Genomic DNA, 26,922 nt, shown 5'->3' with positions numbered 1-26,922 from the left:
CTATTCTCCTAACACCTTGAAGGTATTCAAGAGGTCAAATTCTGAAGCTTTGGCCAACTCAGCTGAAACATTCTCAAGCTGTGCTTTATTAATCTTATGAGTGATAATCACTACACGCGCTTTGTCACCCTCTTTGCCATCTTGGAGGATTTGCTTGAAGGAAATATCTTGAGCGTTGAAAATCTCAGCCAATTTCAAGACCTGACCTTTTGAGTCTGGTGCCAAGATTGAGAAATAGTAGTTTGCTTTAACATCTTCAGGATTTGCCAAGACCAAATCACGGCTGTATTCGTTGAAGTCTTTACCAATGGTACCATCATTCAAGCGACGAACGATACGGACAATATCTGCTACAACACTTGTCGCAGTTGGTTTTTGACCCGCACCTGGTCCGTAGTACATCGATTCACCAATGCCTATAGACTTCACAAAGACTGCGTTCATTACCCCATTCACACTGGCAAGTGGATGTGCTTTAGGAAGGAAAGTTGGAGTCACTTCTGCAGCAATACCTGAAGGAGTTTCCTCGATAGAACCAACCAATTTCACTACATAGCCAAGGTCTTGGGCTACAGCTACGTCTTCTGGTGTGATGTTACGGATTCCCTTGTGGGCTACATCGTCAAAGGCAACCTTCATACCAAAAGCAAACTGGCTCAAAATCACCATCTTGTAGGCTGCATCAATCCCATCAACGTCATTTGTAGGGTCGCTTTCTGCAAATCCAAGTCTTTGCGCTTCAGCCAGAGCATCATCGTAAGACCAGCCTTCTTCCACCATCTTGGTCATCATGAAGTTGGAAGTTCCATTAACAACGCCAAGAACGCGCGTAATTTTGTCAGAAGCCAACGAATTTGCCAAAGTACGAAGAATTGGAATACCACCAGCAACTGCTGCTTCGTAGTAAAGTGCTACATTATGCTCTTTAGCAATTTCTAACAATTCTGCACCATGGACAGCCAAAAGGTCCTTGTTGGCAGTAACAACGTGTTTCCCAGCTTCCAAGGCACGAGTGATAAAGGTTTTAGCTGGTTCGATACGCCCCATCAATTCCACTAGAATAGTAATGTCCTTGTCTGATAAAATATCGTCTACATTGGTTACAAAGTTAAAGTCATTTCCTGCTGCAAGCAAGCGGTTCTTTTCATCTTCATCCTTGACCAATACCTTAGCTACTTCAATCTCCGAATGAGCTGACTGAACGATTTTTTCTCCATTTTCCTTTAGGAGGAATGGCACACCACTTGCAACGGTACCAAATCCAAGTAAAGCAATTTTAACTGTCATGTTTGTCTCCTAGAAATTTTCTGATATAGCCATTATAACAGAATTTTGTGAAAATTCCTATTATAGTAAATCACTATTTCAGTCTAGTAAAGAAAAAACGAATCCCATGATTCGTCTTTCTTGATAAATAAAAATTGATTTTAAAAATTATGAACGAATCTTTTGCAGATTAAGAACTGCATCGTGATTGATCATGATTTGCCCATACTCTTGCAAAACGGAACGACTGATGTCACTGTCATCTGCAAACTCACGCATACGAGCCAAGAGCCAAGCTGGATATGGACTTGGATGATTTTCTACATCAACTAAGATTGTCAAATAATAGTGTCCATTCATCTTATAGAGTTCAGAGGTTTCCATCTGGTAGTTAACCGTCTTTGCAAAAGCAACCAAGTCAGCAAGGCTTGAAAAGCGCAGGATATAGTAGATATAAGGTTCTTTCTTATTCTCAGTCTCCTTATTCGCTTGCTCCAGCTCCTCTTCCTTAGCCTCGACCTGCTCTAGAGATTGGATGGCCTCAATATCGTCCTTGGTCTTATCTGCAATGCTCTTTTCCAAGGTTTTGAGAAATTCATCTGGCGACATTTGGGCTAATTCTTCCATATCTGGTAGATCCGCCAAATCTTCAAAATCCAGATTCTGGTCAATCTTGGACTTGGTCACAAAGACGTCCACCTTATCAGGTTTTGGCGTCACGCGGAAACTCAGCATGCCACTATCCAAGAAATTGTCTGGCATCTCTAACTCATCTAAAATAGCATAGAAAAACTCTTCAGTTTTTTCCTGAGGAACGAGAAAGTCTGCAATCTCCATTCCTCGGTCCATCAAATCATCTAAAGTCATCGTGATTTTTAGTGTTGTATCACTAATTTGTTTCATCTTCATATCTAGTAACCTCATACTTTCAGTCTATCTATTATACTAGATTTTTACGATTTTATCAAAAGAATGAAGCGAGAATGTGATATAATACTAGATATGATTTTAGATTTAAGAAAGAAAGTTCAATGAAAAATATAAAAGTAAATGCCTTGGCCAGCTTGCTGGTCAATATTCTCAATATCGTTTTTCCACTGATAACCAATCCTTATCTGACGCGGATTCTCAGCAAATCCAATTACGGTTATTTCAATACAGCCAATACCTGGGCAAGTTTCGTTATTCCACTAGCTGCCTTTGGAATATACAACTACGGGATTCGAGCTATCAGTAAGGTCAAGGATGACAAGAATAAAATCAACTACGTCTTTTCTAAGTTGTTTTATATCTCGGTTTTTACCTCTCTCCTGACGACAGGTATCTACTTCCTCATTATCTTCTTTGACACCAGCATTGAGAATCTGAAGGTCCTCTACTACATCCTAGGGGCTCAAGCACTCTTCCAATTTCTCAATATCGAATGGATGAACGAAGCTTATGAAAACTATGCCTTCATCCTCTATAAAACATTAATTATTCGAATTACCATGCTGGTCGCTATCTTCGCCTTCGTTAAAACGGCAGATGATATCGTTCCTTATGCTATCGTTATGACAGCGACCACTGTCCTCAACTACCTGCTCAGTTTTCTTTGGATTAAGAGAGAAGTTTCTTTTGTTAAGATCGGTTTCGTCGAATTAGCTAAAGCTTCTAAACCACTCTTTACTATGCTTCTCTTAACGAACGCTAATATGCTTTATACCCTGCTAGATAGAATGTTTATCACTAAGGGACCGGATGAGAACTATATTTCCTACTATACAATTGCCTATAGTATCGTCATGCTGATTGCCAGTGTCTTGAGTGGAGCTATCAACGTCAGTATTCCACGCCTCGGCTACTATCTCGGGAAAAAGGATTACAAGTCCTATAATTATCTCGTGAATCAAGCGGCATCCCTATTCTATTTCCTTATGGTTCCAACTAGTATCGGGATTATGATATTGGGACGGTACGCAACTGTTATTTATTCTTCTGAAAAATATCTTGAAGCGGGTATCGTAACTAGCGTCTTCGCTTTTCGTACCATCATTTGGGCTATTGAGTTGATTCTTGGTAAACAGATTATCTTTATCAACGACCATGAAAATCGCTTAACTGCCTTCTACTTCCTTGGTGGTGGTGCCAATATACTATTAAATAGCATCTTGTATTTCAATAATATTTTTGCACCTGAGTATTACATCGCTACGACCATTATCGCAGAAACTATCGTTGTTTTACTTGAAATTCATTTTATCAAGAAACACCAACTGATTAGTTTAAAAGAAATTTTTATAACCTTAACACGTTATAGCCTCATATCCCTTGGTTTTATCCCAATCTTCTATATTTTCAAGATGATTTTCCAAATCAATTCCTACACAGTAAACTTTAATATGATTCTCATGGTTCTTTCTACCGTGGCAACTTGTGGTATCTATTACCTCTTGACCCTCTTTATTACCAAAGACAAAACACTCCACTATGCACTGAACCTTTTACTTGCTAAATTAAAACGAAATTAAAAAAATCCCCTACTGATAAATTAGTTGCCAGTAGGGGATTTTTTCTTTATTCGTTTTCTTTCTTTTCAGAAGCGTTGGCTTCTAGATTTGAATCTTGTTTAGGTTGTTCAACAATAGAGGAATTAGCTTCTTGTTTCTGTTCTGGCTTGACTGCCTCGCTATTTACAGCAGCAACAGCCTGTTTCCAGATACCTTCTTCGTTTACTTTGTAACCATCAGGTGTTGTTGCGTTCTTCAACAAAGAACCATTAGCTTGGAAATAGTACCAATTACCATCAAGCTGTTTCCAACCTGTCTGCATAGCTCCTGATTCATCAAAGTAATAATGATCACCATTTACTTTATGAAGGCCAACCAACATGATTCCATCTTCGGGATTTAGATAATACCAGACGCCTTTGTATTTTATCCAGCCAGTTTTCATAGCTCCATTTGATTCAAAGTAACGATAATGATTATCAAACCATTTCCAGCTTGTTTGCATAGCTCCAGATTTGCTAAAGTAATATTGCTTACCATCTACTTGATGGAGGCCGACTAACATAACGCCTTCCTTACCTTCAAGATAATACCAAGCATCACCATCTTTCAACCAACCAGTTTGGAGTGCGCCAGACGTAGCGTAGTAATGCCAAGAATTATTTGACCACTGCCATCCAACTTGCATAGTACCTGCAGAGCTGAAGAAATAGTTCTTACCGTCAATCTCTTTAGATCCTACAGCCATGATACCTGTTTCAGGATCCAAATAATACCATGATTCTTTATCTTTCAACCAACCAGTTTTCATAGCACCTGAGTTCGTATAGAAGTACCAGCTATTTTCTTGCCACTTCCAGCCAGTCTGCATGGCACCACTAGCATTCAAATAGTAACGAACACCATTTATATCTTGTCTACCAGTTAACATGATGCCATCTTTATCCAGATAATACCATGTTTCCTGATCCTTGACCCAGCCGGTTTTCATAGCTCCAGAACTTGCAAAATAGTTCCAGTGACCATCAACAAAGGCCCATCCAGTTTGCATGACACCTTCTTGATTAAAGTAGTACGTGCTTCCATTGATATTCTTTTTACCGACAGTCTTTAGCCCATCCTCATCATAGAAATACCAATCTGAATCAATCTTTTGCCAAGTTGAAGGCTTACCTGCTGCTTGGAGTGCACCACTTTCGCTAAAGAACATCTTCTTGCCATTATAGACTTGATGTCCCGTTAGCATCTTCCCATCTGCCGCAAAGAGATACTTTTTCCCTCCAATTTCAGAGAGCTCGCTAAATCGTCTAGCACCATTTGATTGGATATAATACCAAGAGTCATCTAGTTTGAACCAACCACCAGTTTGCATTTTACCATTTTGGTTCAGATAGTAATCATTCCCTTTGGCATTTTCTCCCCAGTCGTCGTTAAGGTGAAGCCAGCGACCTGCTTGCATTTGTCCTTTTCCATTAAAGAAGTATGTGGCTCCGCCAATCTCTTTCCAGCCGATAGCCATTTCTCCGTCAGTCAAACGATATTTCCAATAACCATCTTCTTGATACCATTTTTCGTCAACTACAGGGATATCAGGGAAGGTATTTGAAATATTAGCAAATCCTTTATCGCTAATATCAAAAACGGTAGCGTCTTGAGTTTGGCTAGCAGCATGAAGAACCTGAATATTTTTCTTCTGAAGGTATTCTCTGGTTGAAGCAACATTAATATCTCCACCAGTTGTCTGAATAATCATTTTTGGTGATAAGTTTTCAAGGAAATTAATCGTATTTGAAATTGTCGCATCATAATGGTGGTTCCATTTCATCATATCAACCTTGCCGATAACTGGACCTAACTTATCTTCTGCTCCTTCGGCATTATCCAAATCTCCACCAAGATAGATTCTCTTTCCTGCCACAGTCACCACTGAAACAATGGAGTTGGAGTTATCATCTCGAACTTTTTTCAGATTCCCTTCAGCATCATATTCATTCTTATAGTTGTAGAGTTGGATATCCATATCACCTAATTTTAGATGGCTATCCTCATCTGAAATATTCTGGATAAGAGTAACTCCTCGTTTTTGAGCTGCTCTCAAAGCATTATCATAATTGAAAAGATTATCCCATAGTCCCCAGTTCGCAGTGATCCGATCATCTGAATATTTTTTCAAATAAAACTTACCGACCTGATATCGATTGAGTATTTCGTCCGCTCCACCAATATGGTCACTATGAACATGAGTTCCTATAATAAAATCTAATTTTTTTACACCTATTTGATCCAAGTGGCGAATCAATCGATCCTCCAATACTTGATAATTTCTCATGGAAATTCCCCAGCGGCTTGGATAGCGTGGGTCACTCCCATCAGGAAAATCATAGTCTTCTCCCATATCAATCAAAGCATAGTGACCATTGCTTTCCAGAAGGATGGCGTCACTCCCAGATTTTGCTTTAGTATTTATGAAATGGATACGATTGCCCGAACCTGCAGAGATGGTATCTGCATCTACTCCTTGCGATAACTGAATCAATAATAGAAAGAATGCGAGAACACTATATCTAATTGATTTTAATAACCATTTATTTTTCACCTTGAAAACTCCTTTATCTTAACAATAAGCAACTTTGACTAATCTAATCAATCCAGTAGTTTTTATCCCCTCCTGGGACTTGTTGCTCAATAGGCGGTGGAGTCATATAGTTTTCTCCAAATTCGTAGACAAGTATTTCATGGTATTTTCTCGGAACCTTGACCACAATGTTTTCATAAGGCATATCAATCAAATCATAGAGCCATTCTTTTTTTATACCATTTGGATAATAAGGGTCATAGATAGTACAAGTAAGATCTGTTGCTTGATCTACACTATACTTCAAAGCAAGGCTCTCTAATTTTTGATTCCATAGCTGTGGGGAAGTTAAGCGGAAAATAGCTGATCCCATATAACGAGGGAGGTTTTTAAGTCCACCATTCTCAGACTTGATCCCTTTAAAATTCAAAGAAGAAAGGCGAATGAAATATTTGTAGAGCTTCATTTTTTTACGGTCACTTTCCTCTGTGACGACACCATCATATGGAAAAATGTCAACGCAAGTTCCCAATACGACCGTTGGGTCTACGAGGTTAGCATCTCGACGAGTCCTTACATCATAGACTCTCATATAACTGTATGGATATCCCTTTGTTTCTCTGAATGAAATCAATTTGTAGTAGGGATGATTTTCATTTTGTAAAACCTTGTACAGTTTTTCAAATTCATCACGCGCCAAGGAAATATCTGTATCATCATCCCAAGGGATAAATCCTTTATGGCGTACAGCTCCTAGTAAGGTTCCAAAATCAATAAAGTATTTGATTTGATGTTGTTCACAAAGATCATGTAGATACTTTAAAATATCCAATTCTACTTGCTTTATTTCTTCAAGAGTTAAAGTTCTTTCAGACATAGGTTCTTTTCTCCTAAATTTGACTATATTTTTAAACGTTTCTTAATCCCAATCCCGTCATTTAGACCTTTTAACAATCTTCCATAATTTAAAATCATGATGAGATACTCTTTGTTCAACCGGTGGCAATTGCATATAGTCTCCGTAGTCTGAGGTCAAAATTTCATGATAATTTTTCGGAATGGTAAATTCCTTACCTTCAAATATTCCAGTAGTAACTTGTTCCAGCCATTCACGTCTCCACACTGGTTTGTTCATATCCTTGTAGATAAGATAATCCACTTGCTCATAATCTGAGACTTTACGGGATTTTGCAAGCTCTTCAATCTGGGCAACGTATTTGTTCGTATTGGTGAAATAGAAAATAATAACTGACACATAGCGTAGCAGCGAATTCAGTACACTTTTCGTATTGGTAATGCCTTTAAAGGTGTAGCAACTCAATTGACGTTTCTTTATCAGTTTCGTCATCTTGTTTTTAAATTCTACGTCATCCTCGTAGCCATCTACAGGGAAAATATCTACATAGATTCCCATATTCGAATCGATGCGAACATCTTCTTCTAGCAAGTAAGTATGGTTATCCTGCACTTTCATGAAGGGATAGACATAGTTGAGATTATTTTTATAAGACATGACCTCGTAACGTTCATCAGGGTTAGCGATAAGGTAGTCTTGCAATTTTTCATAATCTTCTCGTAACATGCAGATATCCATGTCATCATCCCAAGGGATAAATCCTTGATGGCGAACAGCACCAATTAGACTTCCATATGCTAAGAAATACTTGACTCCAATTTTCTGACAAACTTCATGAATATACTCCATGATTCCAAGTTCCATCTGTTGAATTTCATTGACATCTGTTACTTCTTGGTACCGAACTCCTTCATCCCGTTTGCAGACTACGAGTCCATAGCCAATCGCTAGCCAGAAGATGATATTAATAAAGTTGGTTGAATACATAATCTGACTTTCAAATAATTGACCAAACAAGATACCAAAGAAAAGGATCATGATCAATTTATCAGTATGTTTCTTGGAAACAATCAAATACGTTAAAAAGCGCTTGATGACATAAGCCAGTACAAGAAGGAAGGATACCAAACCTAGAACTCCCGAACTGACAAATATGGTCACAAAAATGTTATGGAAATTCCCACCGATAAGGGAGTTTTGAATCTCAAATTTACTGAAATATTCTGTGTAGTAATCTGGAACATTTCGTACACCATAACCAAAAATTGGTTTGGCACTTCCCATCTTGATGGCATTTTTCCAGATATAGGTTCTACCACTTGGTGTTGTTTCAATCAGATGGAGCTCACCGTTCTTCTTAGTAACAGACGAATCTGTCTCAGCATAGGATTGTCCATTGTTTAAATCTAAGACAGTCGCAGTTTCAGATGAGATATAGATTGAAGTTATATAGCTTAATCCAATATTAGTTGCAGTAATCAGCAAACCAACAACTATAAAAGTGAGGAATCGTTTAACGATACTTCCTCTAGTAGCAAAGAAACTATAGAGTCCAATCATGAGAAGTAAAGAAAGTAAGGCTCCTCGACTTTGCATCGTAGCGAAGTAAACTAATTGAATCACATTGTTCAGTTTAAGATAAACAGAATATTTACTTCCTTTATGGATCAAATACATGGCCAAAATAATGCTAATGTATGAAAATATCGCACTAGCATTTGGATTGACAATCCCCCACAGACGGCCATTCATGACACCATAGTAATAAGATTGTTCGCCAATCTTAAATAGGATAAGGACTCTACTTACCAATAAACCAAACGCAAAAATTGCTGAAGAAAAAGATACAATTTGAACCGTATAAGCAATCCAGTCAACTAATTTTTTAAGTTGCCCTGATTGTAACATGGTAAATAATAAAACATAGGTTACCATGAAGAGGATTTCAATCACATTTCCAATCAAATGTCCAGAGCGATTGAAAATAGCTGATAGCAGATGACTTCCAGCTAAGAGTCCAAATAAGGATAGAAATTTGCGATCTACTGTGATTTCTTTCCACTTAAACAATAAGGTATAGCAAATATAAAGCACCACAATCGCTGATAATCCCTTGTAGAGGGGATTTGCTATCTTATAAACCAGTGAACTCATACTTAAAATCGAAATAAAAACAAATAGATACGCAATCCATAGTTTTGATTTTTCAAAGTATTCATCCATTTTTGAAAAATTCATTTTCAACTCCTTCTCATGATATTAGTTTTTTAATCCAACAATTTTCTTATATAGCCATGGAGAAATGACAAGTGAAAGGATCGCTACCTTGCGAAAAGTAGTGAAATAAGCATCCTTCCATATTTCGCGTCGATGCTGAACAATCCAATTCCTCAGCTCGGCTTTCTCCTTTTGATACTCTTCACGTGAAGTAAAGATAATTTTATCGTAAACTGTGATGTACGACCAACATTCTCTGTTTATTAATTCGTATTTCAAATTAGGAAAGGCTTGTGAAACTTGAGCAATTATTTGCTGATAAACTTCTATTGTGTCAAATACATATCGATTAACAGATGTTGTTGCACTTCCCTCACGATGATCATAATAATAAACAGGTTTGTCAATAAAGACGCAACTACATCTTGTCTTTAGTAGCAATTCAGTTAAAAATAAGGCATCTTCAGCTAGGTGATAATTTGTATTAAACTTTTCATCCGCAAGCAGGTCTCTCTTAAACAGTTTTGCAACTGGAAAAAATGACGTTCTGGTAGTCATCAGTAGTTCCTTCATGGTTTCTTCTGTTGACCAGAGTTCTGTTTTTCCAGAATGTGAAGGTATATCAGTTACAATGCCGTTTTTGATATGGTGCAGAGGAGCAATTGCAAAGCCTACATTCACCCCTTCAACTGCACTTGCTAAAGTAGCTAGGTAATCCTGGGTAACGAAATCATCGCTATCAATAAAGGTAACCCAAGAACCCGTCGCTAGCTGAATTCCCATATTTCTAGCATTTGAAACACCAGAATTTTCGATATGATAAACCTTGATATTCTCATACTGAGATGCTAAGTGATCACAGATCTGTCCACTAGAATCAGTAGAACCATCGTTGATTAGGATTAACTCAAAATGGGCATAAGTCTGTTGAAGAATCGACTCCACACATCGCTCCAGATAGGCTTCTACATTGTAGACCGGAACGATAACGCTTATTTTTTCTCCCATCATGCTCCATATTCTCCCTTGTACTCTGTGTAGCTCTTGTCCATGTCTGCTATAATAGCATCATGATGCGGTACTTGCTTGTCTGCTGGTGGCGGTGTCATATAGTCCCCAAAAGCAGTGCTGAGATAGGCATCATAGCCGACTGGGATGGGCATCTCAGTTCCTTCAAATGGCAAGAAAAGATTGTCCTCAAAGGATGCGATTGGGTATTTGTTTCGCATGTAGCCGGGACCTGAGCATAATTCCGTAATTCCATCGCTCTCAGCCAGACCATACTTGGTCATTTCTTTTTCAGCTTTTTTCCAAATGCGATAACGTAGAGATTTTGGAGTCAGGCCGAGTAAGATGCGACTTCCCCATTTCATGACCGCACCATGCTTTTCTGGGATAGTTTGCGCACAAAAGAGTGAATAAATCAGGGCCCAACGAACCTGTTTCTTACGCTCAGCTGGATTTTTAGGATAATAATCCAATGGTAAAACGTCCAAGGCCAAACCGTGTGGCAAATCCAAATCCTTTTGATAAGGCTTGATACAAGTAGTTTCCTTGTCACGAATGGTAATAAAAAGGTTACGGTCTACAAAATCTTTGTTACTCTTTGACAAGAAATAACGCTCGTCTGCATAACGTGGCCACAGTTCTGCTAATTTTTCATAGTCCTTACGTGGCATGAAAAAGTCTAGATCATCATCCCAAGGAATGAAGCCCTTATTACGAAGGGCGCCAATGGCTCCTCCACCACAGAGATAGCACAACAAATCATGTTCTTTACAAAATGCGACGAAATATTCAGCCATTTCCAGACTACGAGCCTGAATCGCTTTCAAATCACTCATGTCTCTCCTCTTCTGTCCAATAACGAGTTATATCGTTTTATTATACCATAAAAAAGCCCTAAAAATCCATCAGATACTAAGAAAAATCAAAGCCTAAACCACTTTTTCACTAGTAATTCAAACTTTGATTTTTTTATAGTATTCTATCTCATTCCCATTTGGGCGAGTTTGGTCTGGTATTTATTTTGATCAACTAGAAGTCCTTGTCCACCATAGATATCATAAGCATCTACCCAGTCACCAAGTTCGGGAACAGTTAATCTTTCGATACCATTCTGAGCGCCTTCAATGACAGATAAACCATTGGTCAACAAGAAGCTATACGGTAAATTGGTCGAAGTCATCGCAAAGACTTTTCCAAGTGCCTCTGATCCCGTAAAGAGCTTGGTTGGATCTTTGATTTGCTCAAGAACTGCTGACATGACTTGTTGCTGACGTTTGGTACGGCCATAGTCTCCCTCATCATCATCACGGAAGCGAGCATAGTTCAGCAAGGTGGAGCCATTCATCTGCTGTTTTCCAACTTTAATGGTTTGAGTTGGGGACTCTGTCTCTGTTGCATGAAGGTCATCTCCAACTGTCGCTTCTGTTAAAGGTTGACCATTCAATGTTGAGAATTGGGCATCAATCGTTACTCCGTCAGGGAAGAGGGTATCAATAGCTGTTGCAAAGGCCTGGAAGTCGACCAGGGCATAGTACTTAATATCCAAATCAAAGTTATCTTTTAGAACCTTGCGGACCATTTCAGCACCTTTTTGCCCTTCTTGTTCCCCAAGTTCATAAGCAACATTTAGTTTGTTATCCGTCTGTTTCTGGCCATTTACAATCTTACTATACCCGTCGATATAAACTAAATTGTCACGCATAAAGCTGACTAGTTTAATCTTCTTATCCGATCCACTGACATTCAGTACCATGATCGTGTCAGTACGGGTTTCCGCACTATTTTGACCGATACGGCCATCTGTCCCCATGACTAGGATATTCACACCATCTTTGGTATCCTGACCGTTAAAGACCTCTACTTGAGCTGCCTTGGCGTAAGCTGGTTTATTTGTTGGATTGGCTGCTGACTGGAACCCTCGAAGAAACATGAAAATCATCCCTGCAAGCACACAAGTAATCAACAGCAGGAACCAAGTCAGTATTCGTTTGAAGCGAATTCTTCTTTTTTTCTTTTTGACTTTAGGTTGAGGAGTTACCTTTTCACGTTTCTTAGATCGACTTCTACTGCCATAAGTCGGAAGATCAATATCTCTACCCCAAGATTCTTCTTTTTCTTCTTGGTAGAAATGGTGAACTTCCGACTTGGGACCTGCCATTTTCTGTTGCAGATAATCAAACTCCCTCCGTTCACGGTCGTTGAGGTAATGAATATTTTTGAAGAGATAGTCATAACGTAACTGCTCGTGATGACTTAAAGGATTTTCTTTGCTCATTGACTCTCCTTTTCTATATCAGTTATGGTAAAAATCGGGTAGGTTCCCAGGATCTTGTGCTGGATTCCAATAGCTTCTAGTTCTTGTCTTGCAAAATGAACCAGTTCTTTGTCACTATAGTCTACATCGATAATGAAAAAGTATTCTCCCAAGGCTGTTTTAAGGGGGCGACTTTCAATCTTTGTTAAGTCAATCCCTCTCCAAGCAAAGGTCGAAAGTGCCTTGTAAAGAGCACCAGGTAGGTTGTCTGGTAAGGTCAAGGCCAAACTCATTTTTTCAGCTTGTGAGTTCAAAGGAATCTTCGGTATCTCTGCCCCTAACACCCAAAAACGTGTGAAATTGGCTTCCATTTCCTGAATATCCTCTGCAATCAATTCCAAGCCATATTCTTCAGCTGAACTTCTAGGAGCAATGGCTGCATAAGGCTGATCTGGATGTTCCGAAATAAAGCGGGCCGCATAGGCGGTACTGGCGGTTACCTCGATTTTAGCCTCTGGATAGTGTTTGTCGATGAATTTCTTTCCTTGAGCCAGAGCCTGAGGATGAGAAAAAATTTTCTCAATTTTTGACTGACCTGGAACCACCATCAACTGCTGGTGAATGGGCTGAACGATTTCTGCAACTGCTTGGATGCGAGCCTGATGAAAAAGATAATCCAAACTTTCATGAACGCTACCCTCAATAGAATTTTCAACTGGCACCACAGAATAGTCCACCAAGCCCTGTTCATAGGCCTTGATGACATCAGTGATATTGGCAAAAGCCTGCAATTGCTCTTTGGGAAAGGCTGTCTGCACAACATGATGCGAAAAAGATCCCTTGGGACCTAGATAGGCAATTTTCATCTCAGTTCCTCTATAATTTCCTCTGGGCTTAACTTGGTCACATCCAAAACCCGACTGGCTACTTCCTCATACCAAGCTTGTCTTTCTTGGAAAATAGTTGCCAATTCTTCCTTACTTTTGTTAAGAAAGAGCGGGCGCTGATTGTCTTTATCACCTACGATACGTTGGTAGAGGGTTTCAAAATCTGCTTTTAGGTAGATGTTATCAGGATTGGTTTTGAGCAAGTCACGATTTCTTCGAGAAATGACAACCCCTCCGCCAGTTGACACAACTCGGTCCGTTTTTAGTAAGTCAGCTAGGACTTCTGACTCGACTTGACGAAAGGCCACTTCTCCTTTTTCAGCGAAGAAATCCGCAATAGACATGCCCAAGCGTTCCTCGATTAAGGCATCCATATCGATATAGTCTGGGTCCAAGCCTCTAGCGATTGTCGACTTGCCAGCCCCCATAAATCCGAGTAATACCTTAGCCATGAATCAAGCTCTCCAAATCATCAAAGAAGCTAGGATAGCTGGTATTGATGGTTTCAGCACGATCAAGTTCCACTTCTCCATCCGCAACCAAGAGGGCTGCGATGGCTGTCATCATTCCAATTCGATGGTCACCAAACGTATTGACTCTAGCGCCATGAAGTCTTGATTTCCCTTTGATAATCATCCCGTCTGCTGTAGGAGTGATGTCCGCTCCCATGCTATTTAAGGCATCTGCCACCACCTGAATGCGGTCTGTTTCCTTGACCTTGAGTTCCTCAGCATCCTTAATGATCGTTACACCTTGCGCTTGTGTCGCTAGAAGGGCAATAATAGGCAATTCATCAATCAAGCGGGGAATCAAGGCTCCACCAATCTCTGTTCCTTTCAAGTCAGAGGACTCGACAGTTAGGGTTGCAGATTTTGCGACTGGATCGATATCAGTTATTTCTAGTTTTCCACCCATGGCACGAATGACATCAATAATACCAGTACGCGTTTCGTTGATGCCCACATTCTGCAGCACCACACGAGAGTTTGGAACAATCAAACCTGCGACCAACCAAAAGGCTGCACTGGAAATATCTCCTGGAACAACTACCTTTTGTCCGATCAGTTTTTGCGGCCCTTGGACTGTGATTTTCTTTCCGTCCACACTTAATTGACCACCAAATTGCTGCAGCATATCTTCGGTGTGGTTACGAGTACATTCTTTCTCGATAATAACGGACTCCCCCTGAGCCTGCAAAGCCGCAAACATCAAGGCAGACTTGACTTGAGCAGAGGCGATTGGCAATTCATAGTCAATAGGTGTAAGGTTTTTCGTCCCTTTTAGGTGAAGAGGGGGCAGGTCTCGCTCGGTTTGCCCTGAAATGCTAACGCCCATTTTTTTCAGTGGAATCGTCACGCGATCCATAGGACGTTTAGAAAGACTATCATCTCCAAACATCTCTACTTCGAAGTCTGCACCAGCAAGTACACCTGAGATCAGGCGAATCGAGGTGCCAGAATTTCCCATATCCAAGGCATTTTGTGGCGCTTTTAAGCCATCCATGCCAACACCTTGAATAGTAATAACCCCATCTTTATCCTCAATTTCAACACCAAGGTCACGAAAAACCTGCATGGTTGAGAGCACATCCTCTCCACGCAGAATATCATATACCTTGGTTTCTCCCTCAGCCAAACTTCCAAAAATAATCGAACGGTGACTGATAGACTTGTCACCTGGAACCCGGATACTGCCATGTAAGTGGCGAATGTTTGTTTTTAGTTTCATAGTTGACCTCATACTTGCAATACTTTTTCTTATTTTATCACAAAAAGGCCAGAAATTCCTGAAATTTCTGGCTTTTATACAGATAAAATACTATTTCAATAATTCTGAAACAGGTTCAAAGATAATTTTTTCAATGTCTGAAAGGTAAATAGATAATTGTTGCTGTTTGGCAAAGAAATCTGACAAAAGAGCGTTCTCTTGGATTTGTTTGCTGAAAGACTGCATCTTTTCTTGGAAAGAGGCGTCTGGCATTTGTCCCGTTTGCGCCATGACTTGGATTTCTTGCTGGAAAGCGAGGTAGTCTGCAAAAATCTTGCTAGCTTGTTCATCAGCTTGGATGGCATCTTTTGCCGCCTTAACTGCCTTGTATTCTGGTAATTCGCGTAACCCGCGACTAAGTTCATTTGCACTATCGTAAATATTTGACATGATTTTCTCCTTATTTGATGACGACTGTGTAGTCCGTATTTTCTGTAATTAAGCGCTCAGCTCGTTCCAAATCTTGAGTATTTTTAAAGGAAATTTGGAGAATCCCGTGAACATCCTCACGGTTTTCCTCGTTGATGTGGATGTTAACCAAGGAAGTTCCACGTAGCAATTCCAAAATCCGCAAGATGACATCTTCTTCATCGGGAACGTCGACATAGAGGTCGTAAGAGCTATCCACACCACCACGCTTATGGATTTCCATAGCTTGTCGTTGCGCACGCGCTTGGTTGAAAAAGTTCCAGATTTGCTCTTCATCTCCCCTGCTGATGGCCTGACCAATCGCTTCCAAGCGCTCCTTGAAATCCGCAATTCGATCTAGAATAGTCTCACGATTGGACAAGAGAATGGAAGTCCACATACCTGGCTCGCTTTCCGCAATCCGAGTCATATCTCGAAAACCACCCGCCGCAAAGCGTCTTGCCATCTCATGTTCTTGAGCATAAACTGCTGTCTGCTCCATGAGACCTGATGCCAAGATATGGGGAAAATGGCTAATCTGTGAAGTTACTCGATCGTGCTCCTTGGCATCAATTTCAATGAAACGAGCATGGAGACCTGAAAGTAGGTCCTTCATTTCCTCAAGCGTGTCTGAACTAGTCAAACTAGATGGAGTAAAGATATAGTAGGCATTTTCAAAGAGATTAACATCGGCAGAGGCAGCTCCTGTCTTGTGGCTACCAGCCATGGGATGGGCCCCGACAAAGCGGACAGGCTTGCCAACCAAATACTGCTCCGCCACATCTACAATGGCTGACTTGGTTGAGCCTGCATCTGAGATAATGATGCCTTCCTTCAAGTCTAAGTTTGCCAGCTCCTTAATAAAAGCAATGGTCTGTTTGATTGGCAAGGTCAGAATGATAACATCTGCTAGAGGAGCGAAACTAGCAAAATCATCCGTCGCACGGTCAATCATCCCCCGCTCCAAGGCAATATCTCTAGAAGCCTGACTGCGATTATAACCTAGAATTTCATAATCAGGATGATCGCGTTTGATACCAAGCGCCATCGAGGCACCAATCAAACCGAGACCTGCGATATAGATGGTTTTTGCCATAGGAACTCCTTAATAGTTCTTTGTATACTCACGGTGTTTGGTTACCGCTTCTTTTAATTCCTCTAGGTTGTCCGATGAAAATTTTTCAAGGATTTCTTGCGCCAGAACCGTTGCTACAACAGCTTCCATGACTACCCCAGCTGCTGGCAGAGCGGTCGGATCACTTCTCTCCACGGTTGCCTTGTAAGGTTCGTGGGTTTCGATATCCACACTCATAAGTGGTTTGTAAAGAGTGGGAATGGGTTTCATAACTCCACGAACAACAATTGGTTGCCCATTGGTCATACCACCTTCAAAACCACCTAGATTATTGGTACGACGAGTATAGCCGTCTTCTTTAGACCAGAGAATTTCATCCATAACTTGGCTGCCTTTGCGGTAACCAGCTTCAAATCCAAGACCAAATTCCACCCCTTTAAAGGCATTGATAGAAACAACTGCTTGGGCCAATCGCGCATCCAATTTTCTGTCCCATTGGACATAGGAGCCAAGGCCAACTGGAACGCCTCCGACGACTGTCTCTACAACCCCACCGATGGTATCACCGTCACGTTTGATTTGGTCAATATAGTCCTTGATTTCCTGTTCCCGCTCTTGGTTGACAATAGAAACTTCAGACTGGGCAGCTCGTTCCTTAATCTCAGCCACTGTCAGATTTTCAGGTACATCGATTTCCTTGCCACCAAAGACCACGACATGGTTGGCAATCTCCATATTTAGCTCAGCCAAAAGTCGTTTGGCTACTGCCCCAACAGCCACTCGCATGGTGGTTTCACGGGCAGATGACCTCTCCAAGGAATTTCGCAAATCATCAAAACGGTACTTAATGCCCCCAACTAAATCGGCATGACCTGGGCGAGGATGGGTAATTTTTCTCTTGCTTTTAAGGCGGTCTTCAATGTCCTCAGCAGACATGATATCCAGCCATTTTTGGTGGTCCTTATTGATGACATCCATGGTAATAGGTGCCCCTGTCGTCTTCCCGTGACGAACGCCCGAAGTAAAGACAACCTGGTCACTCTCAATCTTCATACGGCCACCACGACCGTAGCCACCCTGACGGCGTTTAAGGTCTCCATTAATATCCTCTGCTGTCAAAGGAAGTCCAGCTGGAATTCCTTCAATAATAGCCGTCAAACGGGGGCCGTGTGATTCTCCTGCAGTTAAATATCTCATACGTTCTCCTTATTTTACCAAGTAGTCTTTCATCTCTTCCAGAGAAACTGGGTGAATGGTCGCTGAACCAAGCTCTGGAACTAAGACCAATTTCAAGGTGTTTCCACGCGCTTTTTTATCATGAGTCAAAGCTTGATAAAGTTTGTCAACATCCCAGTTTTCATAATCAACAGGCAAGCCAAATTTCTGGCACATCTCTGTAATGGACTGGGTTATTCCTTCTGGCATGAGGCCTTTTCCCTCAGCAACCTTGGAAATCTGAACCATGCCCATAGCCACAGCTTCTCCATGCATGACCTTGCCATAACCGGCAGTTGCTTCAATAGCATGACCAATAGTGTGCCCAAAATTGAGGTAAAGACGAACACCGTTATCCAACTCATCTTCGACCACCATCTTGCGCTTAACCTGACAAGAATGTTCAATCAAAGTCTCTGCATGTTCCAAAATGCTCTCTACAGAACCATCTAGCTCCATCAAGAGAGCCCACAGTTCTGGATCCTCAATCAAGCCGTACTTGATAACCTCGCCCATCCCCTCAATCAGCTCTCTTTTTCCAAGCGTTTCTAGGACAAGCGGGTCAATCAGAACCCCATCTGGTTGGGCAAAAGTTCCCACCATATTTTTAGCAAAAGGAGTATTGACACCCGTCTTTCCACCAATAGACGAATCAACCTGGGCTGTCAAACTAGTCGGAATCTGAACAAAGTGAATGCCCCGCATATAGGTAGAGGCTACAAAACCAGCTAGGTCCCCAACGACACCACCACCAAGAGCCACGATCCCATCGCTACGAGTTAAACCCTGCTTGACTAGAAATTCATAGACCTTCTGAACAGTGGTTAAATTCTTTCGTTCTTCGCCTTCTAAAAAGTCAAAAACGGCCACCTGAAAACCAGCATCTTCTAGGCTGAGTTTGACCCTCTCTGCATAGAGAGAGGCTACATGGTTATCAGTTACGATAACCACTTTTTGAGGTTGCCAGAGTTCTCGCAACCATTGACCAGCCTGAGCCAGACAACCTTTTTCAATCTGAATATCATAAGGATGATGCGGAATATCGATTCTGATTTTCATAGTAGGGTCTCCTTTTCACTATTTATATTTTTCTGTTAAGGACTGCCAAATCTCGCCTGTCGGCATTTCTTTACCTGTCCACAGTTGAAAAGCTTCAGCAGCTTGATAGAGCAACATTCCTAGACCATTGACAGCTGGATTGCCCTGACTTCTAGCCCATTTCAAAAATGGCGTCTCAAAGGGTTGGTAAATAATATCTGCCACCAATAGAGTTTCTGGTAAGACTATGCTTTCAGGAACTGGGGATGACTGACCGTCCATTCCCACACTTGTCGCATTGACGAGCAGGTCCGACTTGGCAATCTTTTCTTGCAGGTCAGAAAGATCTTCTAAAGCATACAAGTCCACTTTAAAGCCTGTCTGCTCCTGTAACTTGGTCAGGTAAGGTCTTGTTTTTTCCATGGAAACTGAACGAACAAAGACTGAAACCTGACTGACACCATCCAAAATAGCCTGTGCCAAAATGGACTTGGCCGCACCACCTGCTCCTAGTATGGCCATTTTTTTACCTGAAATTGTAAAAGAAGGCAAGCTCTTAAAAAATCCCTTGCCATCTGTATTATATCCAATTAAAGTGCCATTATGATTGACAACAGTATTGACCGCCCCAATCAAACGAGCTTCATCACTCAATTCATCCAAAAAGGGAATCACTTGCTCCTTGTATGGCATAGAAAGATTAATCCCAAACATCTGGTAACGGCGAATATTAGTGACTGTTTCTGCCAGATCACTCGCTTCAATTTCCCATGCCACATAAACACCATTTGTAGCTGTCGCCTCAAAAGCACTATTGTGGATAAAGGGTGAAATAGAGTGTTTAATGGGATTGGCAACGACAGCCGCCATACGTGTGTAGCCATCAAGCTTCATCCAAAATCTCCCTGATTTTTTTCATGTTTGATAGAGAAATCTGACCTGGGGCACTCGCTTCATCCAGACTAGCAAATGACCAACTTGAACCCGTCACATCTGAAGTAATACGGGATACCTTGCCCATTTTCCCCATGGAAATGGTCACGTACTCTTGCTCAGGGTTGAGTGTCTTAAATCCTCGAGTGTAGTTCATCAGGTCTAAAACATCCTGCTCCGTATGGGCCATAACTGATACCTTGACCACTTTGGGAGAGAGACTGGTCAACTCAGACAAAATTTCCATCATGTTTTCAGGTGTCTCCTGGAAATTATGGTAACTCAAAACAAGATTTGGAAAATCCAACATTTCCTCAAAAACATCCTTGTAGCTGAAATACTCAAAATCTACATAATCCGGTTGATAGAGTTGAGTAACTTCCTTGATGATTTGAACATACTCTTCTGAGGAAAGTTCGATTTCTCCTCCCTCAGCGCGAGTCCGAAGGGTAAAGACCAGTTCGCGTCCTGCAAATTTTTCAAAGATAGCAGGTGCTACCTGTAAAATAGCGTCCTTTGCAAGAAAGTCCGCACGCCACTCAATGATATCGGCATCTTCATACCTAGTTGCATCCAGTTCTTGCGCTTCTTCTATACTTCTTGGCATCACTGAAACGATCAATTTCATCTACTAACCTTCATACTAATCACCTTGAGGTAATTACTGCTTTCATCTTTTTTATTATAGGCAAAGTCTGCTGGAAGACCATATTGGTTCAAGACCTGATACCTTCTTCCTGCAAAACCTTTATCAATTTGTTCTGTAAATTTCTGGCGGGAAACATTGGCAGCATTGGTACTGGCAATGATAATGCCTCCCGGATTTAAAATCTCTAGACTCTGGGAAATCAACTTGTGATAGTCCTTAGCTACAGAGAATGTTTGTTTTTTATTGCGGGCAAAGCTTGGTGGATCAAGAACAAGCACATCATAGGTCAAGCCTTTTCGCTTGGCATACTTGAAGTACTCAAAGACATCCATAACGATAAAACGATGATTGTCCGTGCTAAGTCCATTTGCATGAAAATGGGCTTCTGACAGCTCTCTAGACCGTTTGGCCAAGTCGACAGAAGTCGTCTCACTCGCGCCTCCCATAGCTGCAGCAACTGAAAAGGCAGCCGTATAGGAGAACATATTGAGCAAGGATTTGCCCATGGCTAGACCGTCAACCAGACTCCCACGAACCTCATGCTGGTCTAGGAAAATCCCTGTCATCAAGCCATCATTCATAAAGACTTGATAGAGCACGCCATTCTCAAGAACAGTAAAGTAATCTGGCGCTTCCTCACCATAAACATAGGCAGACTCGTAGTCTAGACCTTTAAAACGAATCTTTTCATAAGCCCCCAAGACCTCAGGGAAAACTTCCTTAAAAGCATTTATGATCAGCACACGAATCTGGTAAACAAAGGAATTGTACCAAGAAAAGACAGCATAATCTCCATAGAGATCAACAGTCAGACCACCAAAACCATCCCCCTCTTGGTTAAAAAGGCGAAAGGCAGTGGTCAAGTCATCTTGATAATAAGGCTTTCTAGCTTCCTTGGCCTTACGAAACAGGATTTCAAAAAAGGCTTGATTGAAACCAACCTTTTCCTTGCTGATGAACCAACCGATTCCTTTATTCTGTTGAGAAAGATAGGCGCTCCCTAAAAACTTCCCGTCTTGACTAAGAACTTCTACTGCCTGATCCGTCAGTTCAATATCTGTTAAATCACTTGCTTCCAAAAGAACTAGACCCTTAGCTAGCTTTTTTTCAACACGTCTGCTGACCCTAATTCTATTCATAGCTACTATTATAGCAAATTTTGTGACAATTCTCAAAAAAGAAACCGTTTAACCATATGTACTTTAGTTTACTGAGTGTCATTTTTGTTAAAATAAGTATATGCCATTTACTTTTCCACCAAAACATCCTTTCCCTTATAATGGAAAGAGAGATTCTATTCGCTAAAAATAGACAAAAACAGAAATGAGTATAGAATCTTGCGCAAACGTTTGCCTAGTTCTAAACTTTATGGTAGAATAAAACACAACATTGATAAGCAAGAGGAAAAACAATGCAAAATCAGACACTTATGCAATACTTTGAATGGTATTTGCCTCACGACGGCCAACACTGGACGCGACTGACAAATGACGCAGAGCACCTAGCAAACCTTGGCATCAGCCATGTCTGGATGCCACCTGCCTTCAAGGCAACCAACGAAAAAGATGTCGGCTATGGTGTTTACGATCTTTTTGACCTAGGTGAATTTCACCAAAAAGGGACTGTCCGTACCAAGTATGGGTTTAAAGAAGATTATCTTCAAGCCATTCAAGCCCTAAAGGCGCAGGGAATTCAACCTATGGCCGATGTGGTGCTCAATCACAAGGCTGCTGCCGATCTTATGGAAGCCTTTCAGGTTATTGAAGTGGACCCTGAGGACCGTACCGTTCAATTAAGCGAGCCCTTTACTATCAATGGCTGGACTCACTTTACTTTCGATGGTCGCCAAGATACCTACAATGACTTCCACTGGCACTGGTACCACTTTACAGGTACAGACTACGATGCCAAACGCCGTAAGTCTGGTATTTACCTGATCCAAGGAGACAATAAAGGTTGGGCCAACGAGGAATTGGTCGATAACGAAAACGGTAACTACGACTACCTCATGTATGCCGACCTAGACTTTAAGCACCCTGAAGTCATCCAAAACATCTATGACTGGGCTGACTGGTTCATGGAAACGACTGGTGTAGCTGGTTTCCGTTTGGATGCCGTTAAGCACATCGACTCCTTCTTTATGGGCAATTTCATTCGTGATATGAAGGAAAAATACGGTCAAGATTTCTATGTTTTTGGGGAATTTTGGAACCCAGACAAGGAAGCCAATCTAGACTATCTCGAGAAAATAGAAGAACGTTTTGACCTTGTCGATGTTCGCCTCCACCAGAACCTCTTTGAAGCTAGCCATGCTGGAGCAAGTTACGACCTTCGTAACATTTTCACAGATAGCTTGGTTGAACTAAAACCCGATAAGGCTGTGACCTTTGTAGACAACCACGATACCCAACGAGGACAGGCCCTCGAATCGACTGTTGAAGAATGGTTTAAACCAGCAGCCTATGCCCTTATTCTATTACGTCAAGATGGGCTTCCATGTATCTTTTACGGAGATTATTATGGCATTTCAGGGCAATTTGCTCAACAAGATTTCAGAGAAGTTCTTGACCGTCTCCTAGCCATCCGAAAAGATTTGGCCTATGGAGAGCAAACAGACTACTTTGACGATATCAACTGCATCGGATGGGTTCGTTCAGGCGCTGAACATCAATCACCGCTTGCAGTCCTTATCTCAAACGACCAAGAAAACAGCAAGTCTATGTTTGTCGGGCAAGAATGGGCTGACCAAACCTTTGTTGACCTCCTTGAAAATCATCCAGCACAAGTCACTATCAATGCTGAAGGTTATGGAGAATTTCCAGTAGCAGCGGGTTCAGTCAGTGTCTGGGCAGTTAATACGATCTAAAAAACTAAGCCAAGTCCACTAGGATTTGGCTTTTTTATGTATGCAGAAAAGACCTACCCTAATGGATAGATCTTTATTGTCTTACAATTTACCTGCTACGGCATCCAGCAAGTCCTGAATCTTAGCTTGGTTGCTTCCTCCTGCCATAGCCATGTCTGGTTTACCACCACCACGTCCATCGACGATTGGAGCCAATTCTTTAACCAAGTTTCCTGCGTGTACATCTTTAGTCTTGCTTGCTACGAGGACATTGACCTTGTAACCAATAGCGGCAACTAGGACAAGCACATCAGAGTAGTCTTTTTGTTTCCAGTTATCCGCAAAGGTACGAAGGGCACTTGCATCTGATACAGAAACTTGGCTTGCAATGTAACGGTGTCCGTTGACTTCCTTCACATCCTTAAAGACATCACCTGCCGCTGCAGCTGCTGCTTTTTCCTTCAATTCTGCATTTTCTTTTTGCAATTGACGGAGTTGCTCTTGAAGGCCTTCAACCTTGTGAGGTACTTCCTTGAGTTGAGGTGCTTTAAGAGTTGATGCAACAGCTTTAAGAGCGTCTTCTTGTTCACGGTAGGCTTCAAAGGCTTCTTTACCAGTCACTGCCAAGATACGACGAGTTCCTGAACCAATCCCTTCTTCTTTGACAATCTTGAAGAGGCCAATTTCAGAAGTGTTGCCAACGTGGGTACCACCACAAAGCTCAATAGAGTAGTCACCGATGGTCACAACGCGGACTTCTTTACCATATTTCTCACCAAAGAGGGCCATAGCTCCCATTTCTTTAGCCGTGTCAATATCTGTCTCAACAGTTTCCACTGCGATGGCTTCCCAAATCTTCTCATTGACTTGCTGTTCAATGGCGCGCAACTCTTCAGGAGTCACAGCTTGGAAGTGAGTAAAGTCAAAGCGAAGAAATTCTACTTCGTTCAGAGATCCTGCTTGTGTCGCATGGTGGCCAAGGATATTGTGAAGAGCCGCATGGAGCAAGTGAGTCGCAGTGTGGTTTTTCATAACACGATGACGACGGTTGGTATCGATAGCCAAGGTGTATTCTTGGTTCAAAGCAAGAGGAGCAAGAACTTCAACAGTATGAAGAGCTTGGCCATTTGGTGCTTTTTGAACATCTATCACAGTAGCCACGACATTTCCAGCAGCGTCCAAGATTTGACCGTGGTCAGCTACTTGTCCACCCATTTCAGCATAGAATGGAGTTTCCGCAAAGATAAGAGAGGCAGTTCCTTCAGAAACAGCTTCTACTTCTGCATTGTCAGCCACGATAGCCACCAACTTAGAAGACAATTGGCTAGCATTGTAGTTGAAGACACTTTCTACAGTGATGTTTTGAAGGGTTTCATTTTGCATACCCATTGAACCACCCTTAACAGCTGACGCACGCGCGCGTTCTTGCTGTTCTTTCATGGCTGCTTCAAAACCTTCACGGTCCACAGTCATACCAGCTTCTTCAGCGATTTCTTCAGTCAATTCAACTGGGAATCCATATGTATCGTAGAGTTTGAAGACATCTTGCCCCGCGATAACGTTTTGACCTTTGGCTTTCAGGTCTGCTACGATACCTTGGGCAAAATGTTGACCTGAGTGAAGAGTACGGGCAAATGACTCTTCCTCGCTCTTCACGATTTTCTCGATAAAGTCACATTTTTCAAGCACTTCTGGGTAGTAGCTTTCCATGATTTTTCCAACAGTTGGAACGAGTTTGTAAAGGAAAGGCTCGTTGATACCCAATTTTTGACCGTGCATAGACGCGCGACGGAGGAGACGGCGAAGGACATAACCACGACCTTCATTTCCAGGAAGGGCACCATCACCGATGGCAAATGAAAGAGAACGGATATGGTCAGCAATGACCTTGAAGCTCATGTTGTCGCCATCTTGGTCATAAACCTTACCAGACAATTTCTCAACTTCACGGATGATTGGCATGAAGAGGTCTGTTTCAAAGTTTGTCTTAGCCCCTTGGATAACTGCCACCAAACGCTCCAAACCAGCACCCGTATCAATATTCTTGTGTGGCAATTCCTTGTACTCACTACGAGGAACAGCTGGATCAGCGTTGAATTGTGACAAAACGATGTTCCAGATTTCGATGTAACGGTCGTTTTCGATATCCTCTGCAAGCAGGCGAAGACCAATATTTTCTGGGTCAAAGGCTTCTCCACGGTCAAAGAAGATTTCTGTATCAGGTCCAGAAGGTCCCGCACCGATTTCCCAGAAGTTGTCTTCGATTGGGATCAAGTGGCTTGGGTCCACTCCTACTTCAATCCAGCGGTTGTAAGAATCTTTATCATCTGGATAGTAGGTCATGTAGAGTTTTTCAGCTGGAAAATCAAACCATTCTGGGCTTGTCAAAAGCTCATAAGCCCATGTGATGGCTTCGTCACGGAAGTAATCTCCGATTGAGAAGTTCCCCAACATTTCAAACATGGTATGGTGACGCGCAGTTTTCCCTACATTTTCAATATCGTTAGTACGGATAGCTTTTTGCGCATTGGTAATACGTGGATTTTCAGGGATAATGGTTCCGTCAAAGTATTTCTTAAGGGTTGCTACCCCAGAGTTAATCCACAAAAGAGTTGGGTCATTTACAGGAACCAAGCTGACTGATGGTTCTACAGAGTGACCTTTGCTTGCCCAGAAATCTAGCCACATTTGGCGTACTTGAGCACTAGATAGTTGTTTCATAATATCTCCTTATTTACTTGTTTAATTTGATTGGCTTTCCAGCATCTCCACATAGTCAATCGCGACACAGAGGGAAATGACTAGGTCTGCATAAGAGTCTTCATAGACGGTTACGGTGTAAGTTGAGGTCAAATGGAAAATCTCTTTCCGAATCTCGGCAATCACTTGGTCACGATCATCCAGCAATTTGAAATTCAAATCCCAGATATTGCCCTCGATACGAAGCCCCAGATTGTCAAACTCATACTTATCTCGAAAGAAGGTCAACTTCTTACGAATAACGAAATTGGAACCGTTTCGTAGCTGAATAGTAAAGCGAGGAAGCAAGGTGAAAAATTCTTTACTAATCTCACTGACTTGCTCACCATAGGCGTCATAGATGGTAAAGGTCTTAGGAATTTGGAAGAAAGATCCCTCCACTTGATAGTTCACTACTCCTCTGTCATCCTTGATATCAAAACGTTCGCCTCCAAGACGAAACTTTTGTTTGACAAGAAATGTCTTCATAAACACCTCCAAAAATCAAAAGACAAGTCCATATCACGAAGGGCGAAAAACCGCGGTACCACCTTCATTCAATGAACTTGTCATTCTCTTATTCTTATGCAATTGTCTGATTGAGTAGCATGACTTCCTAGCTTAGATGGCTTGCAGCACCGCCAATTCTCTGGACTAAGACAACTGAAAATCAATTCTCAACTTTCTTATTATATCGTTTT

General features: G+C 41.5%; 22 protein-coding genes. 2 read left to right on the top strand and 20 right to left on the bottom strand.

The genetic code is table 11. The features are described from left to right. Both GMD5S_RS0204510 and mecA read right to left on the bottom strand, forming a co-directional pair. Positions 1–1,287, bottom strand: a complete 1,287-nt coding sequence (locus GMD5S_RS0204510; protein WP_000216361.1) for a homoserine dehydrogenase — start codon at positions 1,285–1,287, stop codon at positions 1–3. Positions 1,288–1,434: 147 nt separating this feature from the next. Continuing rightward, a complete protein-coding gene (gene mecA, locus GMD5S_RS0204505) occupies positions 1,435–2,175 on the bottom strand; it encodes an adaptor protein MecA (protein ID WP_000782699.1) in 741 nt (246 codons plus the stop codon). A 122-nt stretch (positions 2,176–2,297) separates the two neighbouring features. On the opposite strand from mecA, the gene GMD5S_RS0204500 reads away from it, so the two are divergent. Further along, positions 2,298–3,776, top strand: a complete 1,479-nt coding sequence (locus GMD5S_RS0204500) for an oligosaccharide flippase family protein (RefSeq protein WP_000789711.1) — start codon at positions 2,298–2,300, stop codon at positions 3,774–3,776. 46 nt (positions 3,777–3,822) lie between these two features. Here the strand turns inward: GMD5S_RS0204500 and GMD5S_RS0204495 are convergent, their stop codons facing one another. The 16 genes from GMD5S_RS0204495 to GMD5S_RS0204420 all read right to left on the bottom strand — a co-directional run bounded on the left by GMD5S_RS0204495 (position 3,823) and on the right by GMD5S_RS0204420 (position 21,776). After that, positions 3,823–6,351 (bottom strand): MBL fold metallo-hydrolase, encoded by a 2,529-nt coding sequence (locus GMD5S_RS0204495; protein ID WP_000792505.1) that lies wholly within the window; start codon positions 6,349–6,351, stop codon positions 3,823–3,825. Between the two features lie 43 nt (positions 6,352–6,394). Beyond that, the gene (locus tag GMD5S_RS0204490; protein ID WP_008292505.1) at positions 6,395–7,207 is read right to left on the bottom strand and encodes a LicD family protein; all 813 of its coding nucleotides are present in this window, start codon (positions 7,205–7,207) and stop codon (positions 6,395–6,397) included. Between the two features lie 57 nt (positions 7,208–7,264). Then, positions 7,265–9,424, bottom strand: coding sequence for a LicD family protein (locus tag GMD5S_RS0204485; protein WP_001011688.1), 2,160 nt, complete (start codon positions 9,422–9,424; stop codon positions 7,265–7,267). Positions 9,425–9,445: 21 nt separating this feature from the next. Then, positions 9,446–10,414: a glycosyltransferase family 2 protein gene (locus tag GMD5S_RS0204480; RefSeq protein WP_000971798.1), complete on the bottom strand. Its 969-nt coding sequence runs from the start codon at positions 10,412–10,414 to the stop codon at positions 9,446–9,448. Then, complete coding sequence (locus GMD5S_RS0204475) at positions 10,411–11,247, bottom strand: LicD family protein (RefSeq protein WP_001281444.1); 837 nt, start codon at positions 11,245–11,247, stop codon at positions 10,411–10,413. The genes GMD5S_RS0204480 and GMD5S_RS0204475 overlap by 4 nt, the downstream gene beginning before the upstream one ends. A 143-nt stretch (positions 11,248–11,390) precedes the next feature. Continuing rightward, positions 11,391–12,686: an LCP family protein gene (locus GMD5S_RS0204470; RefSeq protein ID WP_000032324.1), complete on the bottom strand. Its 1,296-nt coding sequence runs from the start codon at positions 12,684–12,686 to the stop codon at positions 11,391–11,393. After that, the gene (pheA, locus tag GMD5S_RS0204465) at positions 12,683–13,531 is read right to left on the bottom strand and encodes a prephenate dehydratase (protein ID WP_000686435.1); all 849 of its coding nucleotides are present in this window, start codon (positions 13,529–13,531) and stop codon (positions 12,683–12,685) included. Before pheA ends, GMD5S_RS0204470 begins: the two co-directional genes overlap by 4 nt. Further along, complete coding sequence (locus GMD5S_RS0204460) at positions 13,528–14,004, bottom strand: shikimate kinase (protein WP_001151358.1); 477 nt, start codon at positions 14,002–14,004, stop codon at positions 13,528–13,530. The genes pheA and GMD5S_RS0204460 overlap by 4 nt, the downstream gene beginning before the upstream one ends. After that, positions 13,997–15,280, bottom strand: coding sequence for a 3-phosphoshikimate 1-carboxyvinyltransferase (gene aroA, locus GMD5S_RS0204455; RefSeq protein WP_008292502.1), 1,284 nt, complete (start codon positions 15,278–15,280; stop codon positions 13,997–13,999). Before aroA ends, GMD5S_RS0204460 begins: the two co-directional genes overlap by 8 nt. A gap of 90 nt (positions 15,281–15,370) precedes the next feature. Beyond that, complete coding sequence (locus GMD5S_RS0204450; protein WP_000065972.1) at positions 15,371–15,709, bottom strand: YlbF/YmcA family competence regulator; 339 nt, start codon at positions 15,707–15,709, stop codon at positions 15,371–15,373. A gap of 10 nt (positions 15,710–15,719) precedes the next feature. After that, on the bottom strand, positions 15,720–16,823 hold the full coding sequence (locus GMD5S_RS0204445; protein ID WP_001140469.1) for a prephenate dehydrogenase: 1,104 nt from the start codon (positions 16,821–16,823) through the stop codon (positions 15,720–15,722). Between the two features lie 9 nt (positions 16,824–16,832). After that, the gene (gene aroC / locus GMD5S_RS0204440) at positions 16,833–17,999 is read right to left on the bottom strand and encodes a chorismate synthase (RefSeq protein ID WP_001269883.1); all 1,167 of its coding nucleotides are present in this window, start codon (positions 17,997–17,999) and stop codon (positions 16,833–16,835) included. A gap of 9 nt (positions 18,000–18,008) precedes the next feature. Next, a complete protein-coding gene (gene aroB / locus GMD5S_RS0204435; protein WP_000702146.1) occupies positions 18,009–19,076 on the bottom strand; it encodes a 3-dehydroquinate synthase in 1,068 nt (355 codons plus the stop codon). An 18-nt stretch (positions 19,077–19,094) separates the two neighbouring features. Further along, positions 19,095–19,949 (bottom strand): shikimate dehydrogenase, encoded by an 855-nt coding sequence (locus GMD5S_RS0204430; protein ID WP_000762517.1) that lies wholly within the window; start codon positions 19,947–19,949, stop codon positions 19,095–19,097. After that, positions 19,939–20,616 (bottom strand): type I 3-dehydroquinate dehydratase, encoded by a 678-nt coding sequence (gene aroD / locus GMD5S_RS0204425; protein ID WP_000767747.1) that lies wholly within the window; start codon positions 20,614–20,616, stop codon positions 19,939–19,941. Before aroD ends, GMD5S_RS0204430 begins: the two co-directional genes overlap by 11 nt. After that, positions 20,613–21,776 carry a class I SAM-dependent rRNA methyltransferase gene (locus tag GMD5S_RS0204420; RefSeq protein WP_001079986.1) on the bottom strand — a complete coding sequence of 388 codons (1,164 nt, stop codon included), beginning with the start codon at positions 21,774–21,776 and terminating at the stop codon, positions 20,613–20,615. Before GMD5S_RS0204420 ends, aroD begins: the two co-directional genes overlap by 4 nt. 272 nt (positions 21,777–22,048) lie before the next feature. Between GMD5S_RS0204420 and GMD5S_RS0204415 the strand changes: the two genes are divergently transcribed. Next, the gene (locus GMD5S_RS0204415) at positions 22,049–23,503 is read left to right on the top strand and encodes an alpha-amylase (RefSeq protein WP_001181086.1); all 1,455 of its coding nucleotides are present in this window, start codon (positions 22,049–22,051) and stop codon (positions 23,501–23,503) included. Between the two features lie 81 nt (positions 23,504–23,584). Here GMD5S_RS0204415 and alaS read toward each other — a convergent pair whose 3' ends face one another. Next, a complete protein-coding gene (gene alaS, locus GMD5S_RS0204410; RefSeq protein WP_000811712.1) occupies positions 23,585–26,203 on the bottom strand; it encodes an alanine--tRNA ligase in 2,619 nt (872 codons plus the stop codon). A gap of 21 nt (positions 26,204–26,224) precedes the next feature. Further along, positions 26,225–26,710 carry an LURP-one-related/scramblase family protein gene (locus GMD5S_RS0204405; protein WP_000847084.1) on the bottom strand — a complete coding sequence of 162 codons (486 nt, stop codon included), beginning with the start codon at positions 26,708–26,710 and terminating at the stop codon, positions 26,225–26,227. Positions 26,711–26,922: the final 212 nt, after the last annotated feature.

The sequence above is a fragment of the Streptococcus sp. GMD5S genome, from assembly GCF_000298715.2.
In the GTDB taxonomy this organism is placed as follows: Bacteria; Bacillota; Bacilli; order Lactobacillales; family Streptococcaceae; genus Streptococcus.
This window is presented reverse-complemented; position numbering and strand designations above follow the sequence as displayed.

Excerpts from the sequence above, each read along its gene's own strand:
- GMD5S_RS0204415 (WP_001181086.1), top strand. The coding sequence starts at position 22,049 with ATGCAAAATCAGACACTTATGCAATACTTTGAATGGTATTTGCCTCAC.
- aroD (WP_000767747.1), bottom strand. The coding sequence starts at position 20,616 with ATGAAATTGATCGTTTCAGTGATGCCAAGAAGTATAGAAGAAGCGCAA.
- GMD5S_RS0204480 (WP_000971798.1), bottom strand. The coding sequence starts at position 10,414 with ATGATGGGAGAAAAAATAAGCGTTATCGTTCCGGTCTACAATGTAGAA.
- alaS (WP_000811712.1), bottom strand. The coding sequence starts at position 26,203 with ATGAAACAACTATCTAGTGCTCAAGTACGCCAAATGTGGCTAGATTTC.
- mecA (WP_000782699.1), bottom strand. The coding sequence starts at position 2,175 with ATGAAGATGAAACAAATTAGTGATACAACACTAAAAATCACGATGACT.
- GMD5S_RS0204470 (WP_000032324.1), bottom strand. The coding sequence starts at position 12,686 with ATGAGCAAAGAAAATCCTTTAAGTCATCACGAGCAGTTACGTTATGAC.
- GMD5S_RS0204500 (WP_000789711.1), top strand. The coding sequence starts at position 2,298 with ATGAAAAATATAAAAGTAAATGCCTTGGCCAGCTTGCTGGTCAATATT.
- aroB (WP_000702146.1), bottom strand. The coding sequence starts at position 19,076 with ATGAAAATCAGAATCGATATTCCGCATCATCCTTATGATATTCAGATT.
- GMD5S_RS0204490 (WP_008292505.1), bottom strand. The coding sequence starts at position 7,207 with ATGTCTGAAAGAACTTTAACTCTTGAAGAAATAAAGCAAGTAGAATTG.
- aroA (WP_008292502.1), bottom strand. The coding sequence starts at position 15,280 with ATGAAACTAAAAACAAACATTCGCCACTTACATGGCAGTATCCGGGTT.
- GMD5S_RS0204475 (WP_001281444.1), bottom strand. The coding sequence starts at position 11,247 with ATGAGTGATTTGAAAGCGATTCAGGCTCGTAGTCTGGAAATGGCTGAA.
- GMD5S_RS0204485 (WP_001011688.1), bottom strand. The coding sequence starts at position 9,424 with ATGAATTTTTCAAAAATGGATGAATACTTTGAAAAATCAAAACTATGG.
- GMD5S_RS0204460 (WP_001151358.1), bottom strand. The coding sequence starts at position 14,004 with ATGGCTAAGGTATTACTCGGATTTATGGGGGCTGGCAAGTCGACAATC.
- GMD5S_RS0204445 (WP_001140469.1), bottom strand. The coding sequence starts at position 16,823 with ATGGCAAAAACCATCTATATCGCAGGTCTCGGTTTGATTGGTGCCTCG.
- aroC (WP_001269883.1), bottom strand. The coding sequence starts at position 17,999 with ATGAGATATTTAACTGCAGGAGAATCACACGGCCCCCGTTTGACGGCT.
- GMD5S_RS0204405 (WP_000847084.1), bottom strand. The coding sequence starts at position 26,710 with ATGAAGACATTTCTTGTCAAACAAAAGTTTCGTCTTGGAGGCGAACGT.
- pheA (WP_000686435.1), bottom strand. The coding sequence starts at position 13,531 with ATGAAAATTGCCTATCTAGGTCCCAAGGGATCTTTTTCGCATCATGTT.
- GMD5S_RS0204420 (WP_001079986.1), bottom strand. The coding sequence starts at position 21,776 with ATGAATAGAATTAGGGTCAGCAGACGTGTTGAAAAAAAGCTAGCTAAG.
- GMD5S_RS0204430 (WP_000762517.1), bottom strand. The coding sequence starts at position 19,949 with ATGAAGCTTGATGGCTACACACGTATGGCGGCTGTCGTTGCCAATCCC.
- GMD5S_RS0204510 (WP_000216361.1), bottom strand. The coding sequence starts at position 1,287 with ATGACAGTTAAAATTGCTTTACTTGGATTTGGTACCGTTGCAAGTGGT.
- GMD5S_RS0204450 (WP_000065972.1), bottom strand. The coding sequence starts at position 15,709 with ATGTCAAATATTTACGATAGTGCAAATGAACTTAGTCGCGGGTTACGC.